Annotated in this window: 11 protein-coding genes and 1 pseudogene; all 12 read left to right on the top strand. The window is 43.0% G+C overall.

All coding sequences use genetic code 11. The features are described 5' to 3' along the window. The first annotated feature begins 285 nt into the window (after positions 1 to 285). Positions 286 to 591: a hypothetical protein gene (locus KHS79_RS20910; protein WP_212721669.1), complete on the top strand. Its 306-nt coding sequence runs from the start codon at positions 286 to 288 to the stop codon at positions 589 to 591. Positions 592 to 1023: 432 nt separating this feature from the next. Then, on the top strand, positions 1024 to 1716 hold the full coding sequence (locus KHS79_RS20915) for a ricin-type beta-trefoil lectin domain protein (RefSeq protein ID WP_212721671.1): 693 nt from the start codon (positions 1024 to 1026) through the stop codon (positions 1714 to 1716). 409 nt (positions 1717 to 2125) lie between these two features. Further along, positions 2126 to 2722 carry a transcriptional repressor LexA gene (lexA, locus tag KHS79_RS20920; protein ID WP_027709104.1) on the top strand — a complete coding sequence of 199 codons (597 nt, stop codon included), beginning with the start codon at positions 2126 to 2128 and terminating at the stop codon, positions 2720 to 2722. Between the two features lie 46 nt (positions 2723 to 2768). Continuing rightward, on the top strand, positions 2769 to 3749 hold the full coding sequence (locus KHS79_RS20925; RefSeq protein ID WP_212721673.1) for a tripartite tricarboxylate transporter substrate-binding protein: 981 nt from the start codon (positions 2769 to 2771) through the stop codon (positions 3747 to 3749). Between the two features lie 11 nt (positions 3750 to 3760). Continuing rightward, entirely contained in the window at positions 3761 to 4573 is an 813-nt protein-coding gene (locus KHS79_RS20930) for a substrate-binding periplasmic protein (protein ID WP_212721676.1), read from the top strand. 204 nt (positions 4574 to 4777) lie between these two features. After that, entirely contained in the window at positions 4778 to 9103 is a 4326-nt protein-coding gene (locus tag KHS79_RS20935; protein WP_212721678.1) for an amylo-alpha-1,6-glucosidase, read from the top strand. Between the two features lie 146 nt (positions 9104 to 9249). After that, positions 9250 to 9558 (top strand): isoamylase early set domain-containing protein, encoded by a 309-nt coding sequence (locus tag KHS79_RS20940; protein WP_027709100.1) that lies wholly within the window; start codon positions 9250 to 9252, stop codon positions 9556 to 9558. Positions 9559 to 9604: 46 nt separating this feature from the next. Beyond that, positions 9605 to 12157: an alpha-glucan family phosphorylase gene (glgP, locus tag KHS79_RS20945; RefSeq protein ID WP_212721680.1), complete on the top strand. Its 2553-nt coding sequence runs from the start codon at positions 9605 to 9607 to the stop codon at positions 12155 to 12157. A 291-nt stretch (positions 12158 to 12448) separates the two neighbouring features. Continuing rightward, positions 12449 to 13963 carry a glycogen synthase gene (locus KHS79_RS20950; protein WP_212721681.1) on the top strand — a complete coding sequence of 505 codons (1515 nt, stop codon included), beginning with the start codon at positions 12449 to 12451 and terminating at the stop codon, positions 13961 to 13963. 13 nt (positions 13964 to 13976) lie between these two features. Beyond that, positions 13977 to 16067, top strand: coding sequence for an alpha amylase C-terminal domain-containing protein (locus KHS79_RS20955; RefSeq protein ID WP_212721683.1), 2091 nt, complete (start codon positions 13977 to 13979; stop codon positions 16065 to 16067). Positions 16068 to 16072: 5 nt separating this feature from the next. Further along, a complete protein-coding gene (locus tag KHS79_RS20960; protein ID WP_051311584.1) occupies positions 16073 to 16447 on the top strand; it encodes a hypothetical protein in 375 nt (124 codons plus the stop codon). Between the two features lie 1157 nt (positions 16448 to 17604). Next, positions 17605 to 17986 (top strand): annotated as a pseudogene (locus KHS79_RS20965) (hypothetical protein); the annotation flags it as partial.

Raw genomic sequence — 17986 nt, forward strand, 5'->3', positions numbered from 1 at the left:
TTATGACGGTAAAAGCACTACTCGTTGTTGCTCATTGTTCATTTAGAATAACTAAACTTCACTCTTCGCGCCTAGATTAGTGCTTTTACCGTCATAACAGTGATATTCAAATAGTGTTAACAGGCCCTAGCATCTAGTAATATAATTCTTAAATACATATAATGAAGTAACCGCTATCATCAAGTGACTTGGCGGTAAATTAGCTGTTATCTACTAACTTACATTTATTTTTTTATGCATATTTTCAATATAGTAAAAAAATGGCCATTCTTAGGTTATTTAAAAGTGATAGCTTTTTGGCTTACTCTATGTAGCGCATTTGGTAGTAGCGTCTCAACTGCTAACACTAAATGCTCCGCCTCAGAAATCAAAAGCATCTGGGCCATCAGCCTTAGCTGTCGTGGTTGGTCTAGCCCTTGTTATGCCACTTCCAGTGGAGGATATAGCAGTAGAAGTGGCGCTAAAACGTTTGACTCTATTGATAGTGCACAGCGCTTTATCCGTCAGTTATCAAAGTCCATTCAACGCATGAATCCACAGGTAACTCAACTTGCTTCAGAGCAACATACCCCCTGCACTGAAGATGAATGAGGGCTTACTAGCCCTCATTCATCTTCAGTATTGTCAAATACAACAGAAAACAACTGATTAGCGATACATTTTAATACAAATAAAAACCGTCAATTATAACAAGGCAATCACACTTTAATGGACGCCTACCCACTAAAAAAACTGAATAGGGAACTTTTCTAGCAGGTTGCAATACCTATATTTCATATTTGCACATACGTGTAGTTATTTTAGTTACGATGAAGTTTATTAGCGATGCAATATCTATCTATTAAAAACAGTATAAATCACTAGCACTACCGCCATATCATACGTGACATTACGTATTCCCCTGACAAATATAATTCCATACATTTAATTGAAAATTTAAATCACTTTAAAACAAAAATAACAAAATATAATTTTTAATATTTTTTTATAATTTGTTTTATTTATATAAGTTGAAGATCGCCTATGCATAAAAAAGAAAACAAACGAAGTTTACCTTATTACTCTTTTTATACATTGTTAGCACTACTTTTCACCCATACTGTTTCAGCACATGCCAAAGATTACTTTCAAATAGAATCCAATAATGGCTACTGTCTTGATGTAAAAGGTAACGGCACAGGTAACTTAACGCCTGTTATTCCCTACCGATGCCATGGCCAGGACAATCAACTCTGGTTTATGGATCGTCGAGGTCGTATCCACTCTAAGTTTGTACCTCACATGTGTCTTGAAGCCGGTAACCCAAGACAGGGGAATACTGCATTTATCTATCAGTGTAATCGTGAAAAACACCAACGCTGGTACTGGAGTGGTCCTTATCTACATAATCGCCGCAATTCCAACTTTGTGCTTGATCACTTTACCGACAGAGGTCAAGTAGGTATATGGCAGTTCCACGGTAGATCCAACCAACAGTGGCGAGTGGTCAGGCAGCGGGTAAATGATGACTTTCCTTTCAGGTATCCAGAGGACCGTTACCAACCAAGATATAGCTGCAACACTTACAATATCAATGCAGGTCCTATTTGGGATAATCGAGATGCCAAATACAAATGCCCTCGGGTCTGCCGACAAGAAAGAGGAAAGTGGACCGGACATTGGAATACAACACAATGGGGGCAGGCCTCTGTTTGCGCGTGTAAAATCTGTGACTAGAGTGTCCTGATCACTCCACTCTCCTTCCTAAAGCCTCTTCCTTTTCCACTTCACTGGCTACTACTGTACACAGTAGCCAGATCTTTAACTGAAAACGCGATTGATTTTTTAAGGAAGGGTTCACCGCGTGTTAACAGGCCCTAAAGATTCTTGAAAAATCTGTTTTAAAGGCAAATTGATATGTGATTATCCTGTACAGTATACTATACCAAATCTGTAGTATAATCAGGCACTCTGTGTCATTATAGCGCTTCCCCTCTTAATCATTGGCTTGCAACCATTTTCACTCTGTATATAATCACAGTAACTGTATAAAAGACCAGTCATGGCGTGTATACTTTTAGTATGAGTTCTATCGGTATAGATACACGAACTTTTTTGAGCAAGCCTTGTTAATCAGGACAGTGTAATGACCAAGCTAACAGCGCGGCAAGCTGAAATTCTGCAATTTATCAAAGAGCATATTGAAGCCACCGGATACCCTCCTACTCGAGCAGAAATAGCAAAACAACTGGGGTTCCGCTCACCCAACGCAGCTGAAGAACACCTGAAAGCACTCGCCCGTAAGGGAGCCATTGAAATAATACCTGGCACATCTCGTGGTATTCGTTTACCCAGTGGCGACATATCAGGTCTACCTATTGTTGGTAATGTTGCCGCAGGAAGCCCTATTCTGGCAGCAGAACATATTGAAAACTACTGTGCTATTGAACCCGGCTTTTTTAACCCTAAAGCAGACTACTTCTTACGGGTGAAAGGCATGAGCATGAAAGATGCCGGTATTTTTGAAGGTGACCTTATTGCTGTTCATAAAACCCATGAAGCCCGTAATGGCCAAATTATAGTGGCACGTATTGCTAGTGACGTCACCGTGAAACGCTTCCATCAACTTCGCAACAAGGTTACGCTTTACCCTGAAAACGATGAGTTTAACCCTATAGATGTAGATTTAAAGCGTGATGAATTCACAATAGAAGGATTATGTGTCGGCGTTATACGCCACTAACTCCTGCTATGCTTAGAGGGTGATCCTATCAGGCAGGTTTAACCACATGCTGTCATTAGTCACTCTCAAGCGACTTATTCTTATCAAACAAGCAAAGGGTTGTATTGCCCAACTCCTCTGCATGTTGCTCATATCAGTGTCAAACCCAGCCATCGCAATAGACAGCATTCGCATTATAGTTCCCTATGGAGTGGGTGGTGGCTCTGACCAACATAGCCGAGCAATGGCACAAGCACTGGAGGATACCAGCACTCTCAAAGTCTTTGTTACCAATCGTCCTGCTGATGGGGGCACAGAAGCATTTAAGATATTTTTTAGCTTGCCCCCCGATGGTACCAACATCCTTCAAGCTACGGATAATCTTGTGAGTAATTATGTTACCGGACATATCCGCTACCACCCTAGCAAAGACCTTATTCCTATTGGTATTACTCAACTCACCTTCAATCAAATTTATGTGCGCAGTGATGACTCTCGCTTCAAAAACTGGAGTGAGTTTGTAACATTTGCTCAAAACAATGCCCCCATTACCATTGCTAATGTGGGTAATATAGGCTCTATGGAGCATCTCATGCTCAACCAGCTTCAACAAGCGCTTAACTTGTCCATTTTTCAAGAGAGTTATGATCGTCCCCAGCTGCGTTACCAGGCACTATTAAACCAGTCAGTCGATGCATTAATCGAGCAGCCTGGTGATGTTAAGTTTTTATTGGATAAATCTAAGATAAAGCCCATTATCAGCCTGGTTAACCAAAGACCTGCTGGCTTTCCAAGTGTACCTGCACTAGATGATGTGACGCTAAATATTACCCCTATGTATCGCTTCCGGGGTTTTTTTATCCATGCAGAAACTCCTCCCCACATAGTAAAAAAGCTAACACAACAGTTTCAACGAGCTTGGGCTTCTCCTTTATTTCAGCAGTTTAATGCAGATAGCTATATGGATATGTTGCCCCAATACATGGATCAACAATCTGCTATGCAATTTATTGATCAACTCATTATTCACTATCAATACCCGAAATAATAACTTCTGCCATGCATTCTTATGTCCACCTAGCAACCAAAACAACTAAACTGCACTGGCCGATCGTTAGGCTTTTTATATTTTTTTGGCTATTTAACAGTACGGTCCCACCTGTACTCGCTAAAACACTGGTACTGGGTGCTGAAGAATGGTACCCCTATATATCCCCAGAGCTTGAAGACAAAGGGTTTACTGGACGCGTCATCAAAGAAGCTTTCGCCCTTTCCCAGATCAACGTCGAGTTCCGCTTTATGCCTTGGGCTAGAGCCTTAAAAATGGCTCAAGAGGGAACCATTGACGGAACCTTTCTTTGGTATAAAACGCCTGAACGAGAACCTTTTTTTTACTTTAGTGAACAACCATTAGCTGAAATGACGGTCGTTTTTTTCCATTTAAAAAAATTTGACTTTACCTGGGAAACTCTTGATGACTTAAAAAAATATAGAATTGGTGCGGCTATTGGCTACCATATTTCAGATCAATTTGATGAATATGCCAAAGCAGGAAAAATTAACGTTAAACGTATTAAATCAGATACTCAAATATTAAAAATGCTGATACGCAGTCGTCTTGATTTATTTCCCCAGGATATTTTGGTGGGATATGGCCAAATCTATAAAACCTTTCCAAGGCATATTGCCATGCTTTTTACCAATAACACTAAACCTCTCACCTCACGTCCCGCTTACTTGCTGCTCACAAAACAAAGCCCTGACAACCAGGAGTTAATCAAATTATTTGATAAAGGCCTTCATACGCTTAAACAGAATGGCCAGTACGATGCCTACTTTGATGAACTCATAAGTGGTAGTTCACTACCATAACCTCCCCTGCTACCGACCTCTATCCTGTCACTGCTTTATTCCCGTCACAATACCGTCTCATTACTTTTAAACAGACTGCCCTATACTTAATTTGCCCAATAGCGAAAACCGTCACTGCTTAGGCCATGTCCGATTAATCAAGGACGCTGTTGTCAGCGTTCGAAAAACGTGAATGAACGACAGTTTGGGGATAAGTGCAGCATTATGATTCAGTCTGAGGAAATTATTCAGCATCCATTACCGGGTGAGCATATTGTTCACTATGCAGGCGATATAGTGACATTTCGTTTATCTGTACCCAATCATTGGCAAGGAACGGCCTGGTTACGCACTAATATTGGTCATGCTGATATCCAGCGCCAAGAGATCATTAACGAAGTCGACTATCAAGAAACCTCATTAGGCCGGGACTGGTTTGATATCCCCATGCCACAGTGTGCTAATGGTGAATACCAGCTGATGCTTGGCTTAACCGAAGTTGGCCACTTTGAAGCTAAAGCTTATTTTCTGCCAGGCAAGAAAAAAGATCCCTTATGGCCTACAGGCCACAACACCATCATCAATGTGGATACCGCTGAAGCTTGCTGTGCCAACAGTATCTACAATGCCTTTGTCCGCCAATTTGGCCGTAACAAGTCAGGCCTGGGATTTGGCCTCTCTCTCACGGATAAGCAACTTGATGACTTTGATAAATCCGGTTTCACGGTCATCCCTCCCTCAGGTACATTCCGTGATTTACGGGGTGAGTTGGACTTCATTATTAATGAGCTGGGCTGTCGCCATATATTACTGCTGCCTATTCACCCCACCCCCACCACTTATGCACGTATGGGGCGTTTTGGCAGCCCTTATGCCGCGCTTAGCTTTACCGCCGTTGATCCAGCACTGGCTGAGTTTGACCCCAAAGCCACTCCCTTAGAACAATTTATAGAGCTGGTTGATGCTGTGCACGCCCATCAAGGGTCACTATTACTCGATATTGCCATCAACCACACCGGGTGGGCTGCAGGGTTGCATGAAAGTCACCCCCAATGGCTCGCACGTTCAGCTTCAGGACAAATTGAAAACCCGGGAGCCTGGGGTGTTATTTGGGGAGATCTGACTCGGTTAGACTATGGGCATAAAGACCTTTGGCAGTATATGGCTAATATTTTTCTCACCTGGTGCCGACGTGGTGTCGATGGCTTCCGGGCAGATGCGGGTTATATGATACCTGATGCTGCTTGGCGCTATATTATTGCGAAGGTACGTCAGCAATACCCTGATACCATATTCTTATTAGAAGGTTTAGGTGGTCCTATAGCCAGCACACGTCAGTTACTTAATTACGCTAACTTTAATTGGGCCTATTCTGAGCTATTCCAAAACTATGACCGTAGCCAGCTTGAACACTATTTACCCGAAGCACTGGATATCTCACAGCACGATGGCATCACGGTCCATTTCTGTGAAACCCACGACAACAACCGGCTCGCGGCAACCTCACCAGTATGGGCGAGACTAAGAACTACTCTGTGTGCACTTCTTTCCCCACAGGGCGGCTTTGGTTTTGCCAATGGCGTGGAGTGGTTAGCCACTGAAAAAATCAGTGTGCATGGCTCTACATCATTGAACTGGGGCAGTATTGATAACCAGGTCGCGTTAATTCACCGTTTGAATACTCTCTTAAAACACCACCCAGTGCTCACCCAGCAAGGCCAGCAGCATATGTTGCAAACTGGACCTGGCAACTTCATCGTGGTACGAAGGCATCCCAACAACAACAGTTTTAACCTGCTTATTGTAGCTAACCTAGATACTCAAGCCTCATGCCAGGCATGTTGGCCCAAAGACAGAACACATTTAGAACCCCCTCCCTGGTATGATCTTTTATCAGGAAATTCTTATCACCCAGTTAACGAGCGTGATTTACAGAAACTCAACCTCAAGCCAGGGCAGGTGCTTTGTCTAACCGACCAGCATGATATGATTGCTCAGCTCAGACAGTATGAAAAAAACAGTCACCTGCCCTCCGCTCAACTCATCAAACAGCGCATAAGAAGCAAAGTACTTAAACTGCATCAGCATTATCAGGGTTGTGAGGATCTACGAGGGTTTAATCTAGACGAGCACTGTCAACTCCTGCAAAAAGATCCACGCGCATTTTGTACCAGCATTACGCCATTTACCAATGAACCCTATGTCATCACTTGGCGATATCCCCAGGATCAGTGGCGTGAAGTAATGATTCCGCCTCAGCATATGCTGCTGGTGCGCTGTCCTTACCCCTTTCACCTGACAGTCGGTGAGTCAAATAAAGCCGTACTGGTTAAAGAACAAAGTTTTCATCAAGGCTCACAGTACATAACTGTTATAGAGCCACTCAACACGCCAATACACCATCAACGGCGTATTCTGAAAATTAAGCTGTATACAACAGATAATGTCATTTCCTGCCAGGTCCCATTATGCTATCTAGCGGATGGCCTGCATGTTAAAACACGCAATATTTTTTTCCGCAACCAGCTCCTCGATCATCCTCATTTATGGCTGGGCACTAATAATCGTGGCGGTATGTCACGTGCTAGCAGCCAGTGGGGTTTACTCCGAAGCCGTTATGATGCTGCTTTGGCCGCCAATTTACATCCTGAGCATCCAGATGACCGCTGGATTATGCTGTCGAGAATACGTGGCTGGCTTAATTACCAGGGATTTACCCAAACCATTAGTCAGGCTAGCCTTGATGCTTTTGGCTGTCAGCCTGCACAGGGAGGTTATTGGTTATTTCATCTTCCTGTCGGACAAGGACAGCATGTTTTATTGAAGATTGGCATGGCAATGATTCCTGAACAAAATGCCGTACAATGGGTAATCTACCGCTGCCATCAAGATAATCACGAGGATCGTCTTGCTGACCAATCGGTAATTGATTTAGTACTTCGCCCGGATATTGAAAATCGTAATTTCCATGAAACAACAAAAGCCTACACAGGCTTGGAATCCAACTTTCCCAAAGCGATTCTTCCTAATTCACAAGGCTTCCGCTTTACCCCTGATCCTTACCATCAGCTCACCCTGCAAAGTACCCAAGGTAAATTTCATGTTTCCCCAGAGTGGCACTATATGGTGTACCGCCCTTTAGAAGGTGAGCGCGGACTCGATCCTGTTTCAGATTTATACTGCCCAGGCTATTTTGCTATTCCAATGGCCGGTGGTGAAACGATCACACTGACAGCACAAATTACTGCAGCAGATGAATCCCCCAAACAATACGACACCTTGCCTGTATTACTGGAAACCATCAAAGGTTGGATTAAGCAGTTTCCCAGCACAGAACCTTTGCCTGATGTATTACAGCCTGCCCTGCAACAATTTATTGTACGTCGTGGACAGTTACAAACCGTCATTGCTGGCTATCCATGGTTTTTAGACTGGGGACGTGACACTCTCATTGTAGTACGCGGCATAATTGCTGCGAAAAACTGGAACACGGCTGAGTCGATTATTCTGCAATTTGCTCAATTCGAAGAAAATGGCACATTACCCAACATGATACGAGGTAGTGATGCCTCTAACCGAGATACCTCTGATGCTCCACTATGGTTATTTGTTGCCTGCAACGACTTATGGCAAGCCACAGGGCGAGATGATATTTTTGGTCGCGATTGTGCAGGCCGCTCTCTGCACCAAGTACTTGTTGATTTAGCCAACGGCATTATCAAGGGAACCCCTAATCAGATAAGCATGGATGAAAAATCAGGGTTAATTTTTAGCCCTTCACACTTTACCTGGATGGATACCAATTATCCTGCAGGTACGCCTAGGCAAGGTTACCCTATTGAAATTCAGGCTTTATGGTTTGCCGCTCTGCAACTGTTAAGCAAAATTGCCCCCCATACATCTCGTTGGGCTGATCTGGCAGCGCAAGTGAAAAAATCCATTACTCAATATTATTACTTTCCTGAAGTGGGTTACTTAGCGGATTGTCTCCATTGTGTGCCTGACACTCCGGCAGCACAAGCTAAAGCAGACAACGCATTACGACCCAATCAGCTTTATGCCATTACCTTGGGAGCCGTCAGTGATCCAGACATCACTCACCGTATACTCGAAGCCTGTGAGCAACTGCTGGTGCCTGGTGCGATTCGAACCCTGGCAGATCAGCCAGTACAACCGCCATTAACCATTACCTTCCACGGCAAACCGGTCAATAACCCTCACCACCCTTATTTTGGTCACTACCGAGGAGATGAAGATACCTGTCGTAAACCAGCCTACCATAATGGGACTGCCTGGACCTGGGTATTCCCAGCCTATGCTGAAGCCTGGGTTGAGTGTTATGGCCCTAAAGCTGTGCCGACCGCCCTTGCCTGGCTGGGTTCTGCTTCACTGCTTATGGATGAGGGCTGTGTAGGACAGTTGCCCGAAATAGTTGATGGTAACCTCCCCCATCAGCATCGAGGTTGTGATGCTCAAGCATGGGGCGTGAGTGAACTATTGAGAGTCTGGCGAAAATTAACCATGCAAATGCCCGAAAATAGCGCCAAATAACTTAGCGGAAAAATGATTAATTATTCAGTATTTACCAATCGCTAAATGTTAAAAATTTTGTTGTATAGCCCAAGGTATAATCTACACTCTTTCATTGAGTCATAGACAAGCCAGCTATGCCTGGGTTGTTAATGGGGAATGCTGCAATGAGTTTAAAAAAACAATATTTAAAGTCTAAACCTGTGTGTAAAGTTACCTTTCGGATACCAAAAGACACCGTATCTGATGCACATAATGTGTGTATTGTTGGGGATTTTAATAATTGGTCAACCAACAATACCCCCATGAAAAATCTCAAAAATGGTGACTTCACTGCCACCCTTGAACTACGTCCAGGCCAGGAATATCAATTCCGCTATTTAATCGATAATCGCCGCTGGGAAAACGATCGAGAGGCTGACAAATATATTTTTAACAATTATGCCAATTGTGAAAATTCTGTGGTGATTGTATGACATTGTTCTTTCTTACTTTGCATTTGTCACACAAGGCTATTACTTCATGAAAAAGATCACTAGCTATCAGGTTTATCCACAAATTCCAGAATCCCTTGCTTTTCTGGAAACCCTTTCAAGAAATTTATGGTGGTGTTGGACACCTGATGCCATTGAACTCTTTCGTCGTATAGATCCTCATCTTTGGAGTAAGGCTAAACATAACCCACTGGCTTTTTTAACCTACATAGAACAAGATCGGTTAAATGCCCTGGCTGAAGATCGCAGTTTTTTGTCCAATTTAAATAAAGTCAAAAGTGAATTTCAGGAACGAGTCATTACATGCAAAGATCCCCAAAAAACGCCTTTTGGTAAAGAGGGCTGTATTGCCTATTTTTCTATGGAGTTTGGTATTCATGAAAGCCTGCCCATTTTTGCAGGAGGACTGGGAGTACTGGCGGGAGACCATTTAAAAGCCGCATCTGTCAATGATATTCCGTTAATTGGCTTAGGATTAATGTACCGCTATGGCTACTTCCGCCAATACCTTAACCAAGATGGCTGGCAGCAAGAAGACTACCCTCAAACCAATTTATTTCATCTGCCAATGGAGAAAGTAAAAGGTAATGATGGGCAAGATCTGATTATAAGCATTCCAGCCCCCAACCACCCCATTCGTTTTCAAGCATGGAAGTTACAGGTTGGGCGCGTTACATTGTTGCTAATGGATACCTATATCTCCGATAACACCGATGAAATAAAAGAAATCACTAATCGTTTATATGCAGCAGAACATAATACTCGATTGACTCAGGAAATTGTATTAGGCATTGGCGGGATGAAACTGCTGGATGCGATGGGTATTAACCCGTCAGTGGTCCACCTCAATGAGGGGCACTGTGCATTTGTCAATCTTGAGCGTATCAGCCAAGTGATACAAAAAGAACACGTCGATTTAAAAACCGCTATGGAAATAGTGCCACGCACCACCGTATTTACCACACATACGCCTGTGCCTGCAGGCCATGATAAATTTTCCCCCGAGCTTCTTGCGCCTTATTTTAAAGTGTACAGTGAGCTGTTTGGTTTGCCTGTCGAGCAAATTATTCGTTGGGGGCAGGAAAAAGATGAACAGCAACATGAGCCATTCTGTATGTCTTTGTTCGCGCTGCGTATGGCTCAACACTGTAATGGTGTCAGTGAGTTACATGGTCAGGTTGCCCGCCACATGTGGACCCATATTTGGCCCAGCCGTGCCGATGAAGAAGTTCCTATTGGTCATGTAACCAACGGCATTCATGTGTCGAGTGTTCTCTCACCAGAACTGGTCATGTTATTTGAACGGCACCTGGGTCCACAGTGGTACCTTGCTTCCCAATTAAAAGAGAATATGGCGCGAGTGGATGATATTTTTGAAGAGGATTTATGGCGTGCTCATGAACTCAGTCGATCACGACTGATTCGTTCGGTACGGGAGCATATGTCTCGTCAATATGGACGCAGGAATGCCTCTCGTCGCGTCATGCGTGCAGTAGAATCGGTGTTGGACCAAGATGCACTCACCATAGGTTTTTCAAGACGTTATGCAACGTATAAACGTGGAAACCTTATTTTCCGTGATCCTGAACGCTTAAATGCAATCGTCAATAATAAAGACCATCCCGTACAATTTGTTTTTGCGGGTAAGGCACACCCAAAAGATCATGAGGGTAAAGAAGTTATACGACAGTTAATTCATTATGCTGAACAGGAGCGTTTCCGCCATAAAATTGTTTTCCTTGAAGACTATGATATGCATACTGCACGACTGATGGTGCAAGGTTGCGATATTTGGCTCAATAATCCGAGAAGACCCATGGAAGCCTGCGGCACTTCGGGAATGAAAGCTGCTGTCAATGGTGTGCTTAATTTAAGTATTTTAGATGGTTGGTGGTGCGAAGGCTTTACCGATGATCGAGGCTGGCGGATTGGTAATGGTGAAGAGTATCATGACCCTGACTATCAGGATGCTGTTGAAAGCCAAGCACTTTATAATGTTTTAGAAAATGACGTTGTGCCCTGTTACTATGACCGCAAACCAGGAGGTATCCCTAATCAGTGGGTCTATAAAATGCGTGAATCCATAAAAATGGCCATGGCCGATTTTTGTAATTTACGCATGGTTAGAGAATATACAGAGCGTTTTTATGTTCCTGCCCATCAACGTATGCAAACCCTGCGTGAGAATCAATGGGCTGAAGCCAAACAACTAGCGGTTCAGCATCAACGTTACTTACAACACTGGCAGCATATTCATATTGAACCACCCACCTGCAGCTCAAGAGGTCCCTTTAAAGTCAACGACACATTCAATGTGACAACGGTGGTGCACCTTGGTCAACTCACTCCAGATGAAGTAGAAGTTCAACTTTATTATGGGCTGTTACATGGTGCAGATGACCTTTGTGAAGGACATGAAACTCCCATGATCGTTGCTGAGGACCGAGGTGATGGCGCCTATATCTATCGCTGTGACATTATTTGTGATGGATCTGGACAATATGGTTTTACCGTCAGGGCTGTCCCTCAATATGACGAATGGCTGAGGTTCCAGCCGCACTTGCTGACATGGGTTAATTGAAGCTGTGGATTAATTCATTAATATTTTATAAAACATTTGCAGTTAGTTTAACCGGGCTCGTCACCTAATGACGAGCCTGTCTTACTGATAATGTTTCATAAAAGTTAAAATGCCACAGAATAGCAATATTTGTTTGCTAGGATACCTGTCAGTCAGGTGACATTTTTATAGTCATTCAGTAACACGCTTACTGTTGTCTATTATTATCATACTACCCTGATGATTTTTTGGTTTCATTATGAAGCTTATCCACGAAGTGTACCCGCAGATTATTATGCCATGGAGTATTGAATGAACGGCGGTCGGAAGAATCCCCGTGTTTTGATTGTCACACCGGAGGTGACCTATCTTCCTGATAGAATGGGCAGCTATGCACAATACCTGACAGCAAAAGCCGGTGGCTTGGCTGATGTTTCCGCCGCACTGATCAGTGCCTTATTCAATCAAGGTGCTGATGTTCATGTTGCCCTGCCAGATTATCGTGCAATTTTTAAAGATCGTTTGGCGCCTTTTTTACAAAAAGAATATCGAAAACTACGACAGACAGTACCTGATAGCCGTTTACACTTGGCAGAGGATCGTGTTTTTTATTACCTTAACCGTGTTTATTCCGCCTATTATTTAGAAAATACAAAGCTATCATTAGCCTTTCAGCGAGAAGTCATTAATAACATAATACCCCGCGTGCAACCGGATCTTATTCACTGTAATGACTGGATGACTGGGTTAATTCCTTCTTATGCACGAAAGCTTGGTATTCCCTGTTTATTTACCATTCACAATATTCATAGCGTTAAAGCCACAATGGCGCATATTGAAGACCGAGGTATTGACGCAGCAGAGTTCTGGCAACACTTGTTTTTTGAACAGTACGCCGACTGTTATGAGTATGCCCGAGAATCAATTCCTGTCGACTTTCTAACCAGCGGGGTATTTGCGGGTCACTTTGTTAATACTGTCAGCCCTCGTTTTTTAGTGGAAATTGTTGAGGGTTATCATCATTTTGTACCTGATAGGCTTCGTCAGGAACTGATTAATAAATACTATGCTGGATGCGCCTATGGTATTTTGAACGCGCCTGATCCGGCCTTTAACCCCAGGACGGATAGCAAGCTACCATTACAATATGATGCCGCATCACACGTTGAAGGAAAACGTTTTAATAAACGCCATGTACAACAACAGTTGGGACTGTTAGTTGACCCCAAAGCACCGCTGTTATTCTGGCCATCACGGCTTGATCCGGTTCAAAAAGGCTGTCAATTGCTCGCAGATATTATCTACCATTTGATTTCTGATTACTGGCAGCAAAGACTACAAATGGTCTTTGTAGCAGATGGAGAGTATCAACGCGTATTTCGAGATATTGTCCACTTCCATGGTTTTCAAGAGCGCGTGGCTGTCTGCGATTTTAATAATGCATTAGAGCATCAATGCTATGCAGCTTCTGATTTTGTGCTAATGCCCTCCTCTTTTGAGCCTTGCGGCTTACCGCAAATGATTGGCCCTATTTATGGTTCTTTACCCATCGCCCATGATACCGGCGGTATTCATGACACTATTACCGATTTAAACACACGTAAAAACAGGGGGAATGGCTTTTTATTTAAATATTACAACCCAGAAAGTTTACGTTGGGCTGTTGATCAGGCTATGCGTTTTTATAAACGTTCTGTGGATACCAAAGCGAAACAGATTCACCGTGTAATGGAAGAAGCCATCACTTCATATAATCACGCCAATACCGCCAAACAATATATTGATCTTTACGAAAAAATGCTGCGCCGTCCACTCATTAGTAAATAAGTAGATTTCAAGGATGAATACGATCGTTAATGTACCTTCAATGTCAATCCATCATTTAGTTGACACCATTGTTCACAATGACCCCTGGTTAGCGCCTTATCGTAGTCAGTTAACCCATCGTTTAATCGCTATTGAAGCCAGACGCCAACAACTATGCCATACCCAACAGCAAGGTCACACCCCAAATGCACTGATTGATATTGCCAGTGGACACGAATACTTTGGTCTGCACTTTCGCAATAATCAGTGGCAGTTCCATGAGTGGGCACCAAATGCAACTGCCATTTACTTAGTAGGTGACATGAACCAGTGGCAACCCTCTGCTGAGTTTCAATTTCAACGTATTGATGGCCATGGTCACTGGGAACTGCTATTACCTGATACTGCCCTCCAACACGGCCAACATTATCGACTGCATATGGTCTGGCCCGGAGGCGAAGGTCCAAGAATTCCCGCTTATGCTCGACGTGTCGTACAAGATAGCCAAACCCTTATTTTTTCTGCACAAGTTTGGCGCCCCAACTCTCCCTATTGTTGGAAAAACCACTTCAAGCGTCCTAATGAAACACCGCTTATTTATGAAGCTCATGTAGGTATGGCGCAAGAAGAAGGTAAAGTAGGCAGCTACCAAGAATTTACCGTTAATACGCTGCCCCGAATTAAAGCGGCGGGTTATAATACTATTCAGTTGATGGGTATTCCCGAGCACCCTTACTATGGTTCTTTTGGCTATCATGTTTCCAGCTACTTTGCCCCCGCATCTCGGTTTGGTAGCCCTGAAGCGTTAATGGAACTCATCGATACGGCACATGGAATGGGGATTTCCGTACTTATTGACTTGGTGCATTCCCATGCTGTCGCAAATCATGTGGAAGGCTTGGGTTTATACGATGGTACGTCATACCAGTTTTTCCATGAGGGACCACGGGGACGTCACCCAGCCTGGGACTCCTGCTGTTTTAATTATGCAAAACCCGAAGTACTACACTTTTTACTCTCTAACTGTCGTTACTGGCTGGATAATTTCAAAGTAGATGGTTTTCGCTTTGATGGTATAACCAGCATGCTCTACCATGACCATGGGCTTGGACAAGCATTCACCTCCTATGATCATTATTTTAACCATAATGTTGATTTGGATGCTCTCACTTACTTGGCCCTTGCCAATCAAGTTATTCATAACCTCCGCCCTGATGCCATTACTATTGCGGAAGACATGAGTGGTATGCCTGGTCTGGCACTTCCTACCGCACAAGGCGGCATAGGTTTTGACTATCGTTTTGCCATGGGCATTCCTGACTTATGGATAAAATACACAAAAGATATCCGCGATGAAGACTGGTCAATTGTGCACCTTTGGCATGAACTGATTAATCGCCGTCATGATGAAAAAACCATCAGCTATACAGAAAGCCATGATCAAGCCTTAGTGGGAGATAAAACCCTTATTTTTCGACTGGCAGATGCTGCCATGTATTGGCACATGAATCGTGATGATGAGCATTTACTCATCGACCGAGCCATCGCTTTACACAAAATGCTCCGGCTTGTGACCTTAGCAACAGCAGGTCATGGTTACCTAAATTTTATGGGCAATGAGTTCGGCCACCCAGAATGGATAGACTTCCCCCGTGAAGGGAACCACTGGTCGTATCATCATGCACGTCGGCAATGGTCCCTGGCCGATAATCCTAACTTGAAATACTGTTTACTCAATAATTTCGATCAGGCCATGCTTGCGTTGTGTAAAACCTACGACGCTCTACGCTACAGTGATGTGCATTTATTGTGGGTTAGAGATGACGATAAGGTGTTGGCATTTGAGCGCCATGGATTAATTTGGGTCTTTAACTTTCATGCTAATAAATCATTTACTGACTATTCAATACCAGCCCCGGCAGGTGAGTATGAGGTGATATTAAGTAGTGATGATGAGCGGTTTGGCGGACATAACCGCCTTGCTACCGATACGCCGCATGTGACATTACCGGTTGAAGATTCGACCAGTGAAGGTCATTCGCAAAGACTTCACCTATACTTACCTACACGAACAGCCATCGTGCTTAAAAACCGTCAGTTTTGGTCTACTCAAAAACCAGGGTGAAAAGAATGTTTCTCAACCGAAAAATTGCGCCCTATATTGAAGAACGCAGTAATAAGCTGCTACTCACAGCCGAAGAATTACCAAGCTGTTATCGTATCAAACACATGTACAATATGGTGCAAATTACCCGCGCTGTTGAAATCTCTAAAAAAGGACTTATTCGCGGTTTTTTAGAACGAAAACGTAATGAGTACGAAGAAACCCTCGATGAGTTGATGTTAATGGCACCAGAAGATGCTAATGCCATCATCGGTATCAGGGTTTCAACAGCCACTCAACAATATGCCAAAGCAACTTACTTATATATCACTTATATAGGCACGCCTGTTTTTTATATTAAACAGCATAAGGTACCTACAAAACCTATTAATCCTGTCTAAACCAATACAACTAATTTGTGAAGGGTATAATCACTCAACAAACTATCCCATTGGACAAAAGAGCTAGATTATACCCCTTAAACAAGCCGTCAATCCTTCCCTGAAAGCTTGGTTACCGTATCCTTATATGACTTACTTTATCTAGGGCCTGTTAACACTATTTGAATATCACTGTTATGACGGTAAAAGCACTAATCTAGGCGCGAAGTGTGAAGTTTAGTTATTCTAAATGAACAATGAGCAACAACGAGTAGTGCTTTTACCGTCATAACCCTTCGGGCCAGGATTATTTTTCCATCTAGCGGTGTTACAAGTCATTTATGTAGAATGACTACATGGCACTCCTTGTGCCTTGCTAGGTGAAAAAATAGTCTACGGCAGTGGTGATTCAAATAGTGTTAACAGGCCCTAGCCTTTGTCTTATCAATTCGTTTATCGAATTATCTCAGCCAAGTCAAAATACGACAAAAGCAGCCTTTCATCACAAAAACTCAATTAGTTTAATCCCATTTTATTATTGATTTATTCCAATTTATTATCAAAAGATATGCTACCTATGCCTATAAAAAAAGGGTATAGACAGCATTACTATATATTCACGGTTAACACTTATTATTCAACTCTTGCCTGCAAATTCACTTTCCGTACTACTATTTTTTGATTATTTATTAAAAATGGAACTGGTTTACCATTTTATTTAACGAACCTTTGCTACACTTTATATTCAACTACCCCTCAGTCGTCGTGTGTTTTGTTTGGCATTTATGTGTCTTCTTTTTTTGTGTCACCTAGACATTGCTATTTACACAATCAGTTTTTTTGCGACACATAAAAAGTACATAACCATCACATAATTATCGCCATATTCATAACACAAATAGTGGGCAGTAACTGCAGCTATTGATGATGCAACAACTGGAATCACTAATGACAAGAGACTGGTAGTGTAAAGCAAGCGAATAAGTTTTCGCTTTAACACTAATAACCAAATCAACTGACGTGTACTACCCAATAACTCGTTTATTTACCTGATCACTTAGCAAGTGTTAACGGCTAGGTCATCAGGCTTTGCGTGCACTTAACAAGTCATATCCCCCTCTTAAAGGTGATTGGCTTGGTTTGCACGCCTTTGATAAATGCATTGAGGAGAACAGATTATGCACACCAAGCGCTTAACCCGCTGGTTGCCTAATAAATTGGCCATTGGTGTGGCCATAGGGCTGGGTTTATCCGGATTTACCCATGCTACTATGCTGAACGATGATTCAGCATTATTTCAGAATAACGCCAACAAAGTCGTCGGCACTTACTTTGTGGAATGGGGTGTTTATGGCCGTAACTTCCATGTTAATGATATCCCTGCCAAAAACCTCACCCATGTGTTGTATGGTTTTATCGCCGTCTGTGGCCCAAACGAATCATTACAAAAAGAAAATCCCCAAGGTTACAGTGCGTTAAAACGAGAGTGTGCTGATCAAGCTGATTATACTGTCACGATTCATGACCGCTTCGCAGCATTAGAAAAAAGCTATCCGGGTG

The sequence above is a fragment of the Zooshikella ganghwensis genome, from assembly GCF_018263875.1.
Lineage (GTDB): Bacteria > Pseudomonadota > Gammaproteobacteria > Pseudomonadales > Zooshikellaceae > Zooshikella > Zooshikella ganghwensis.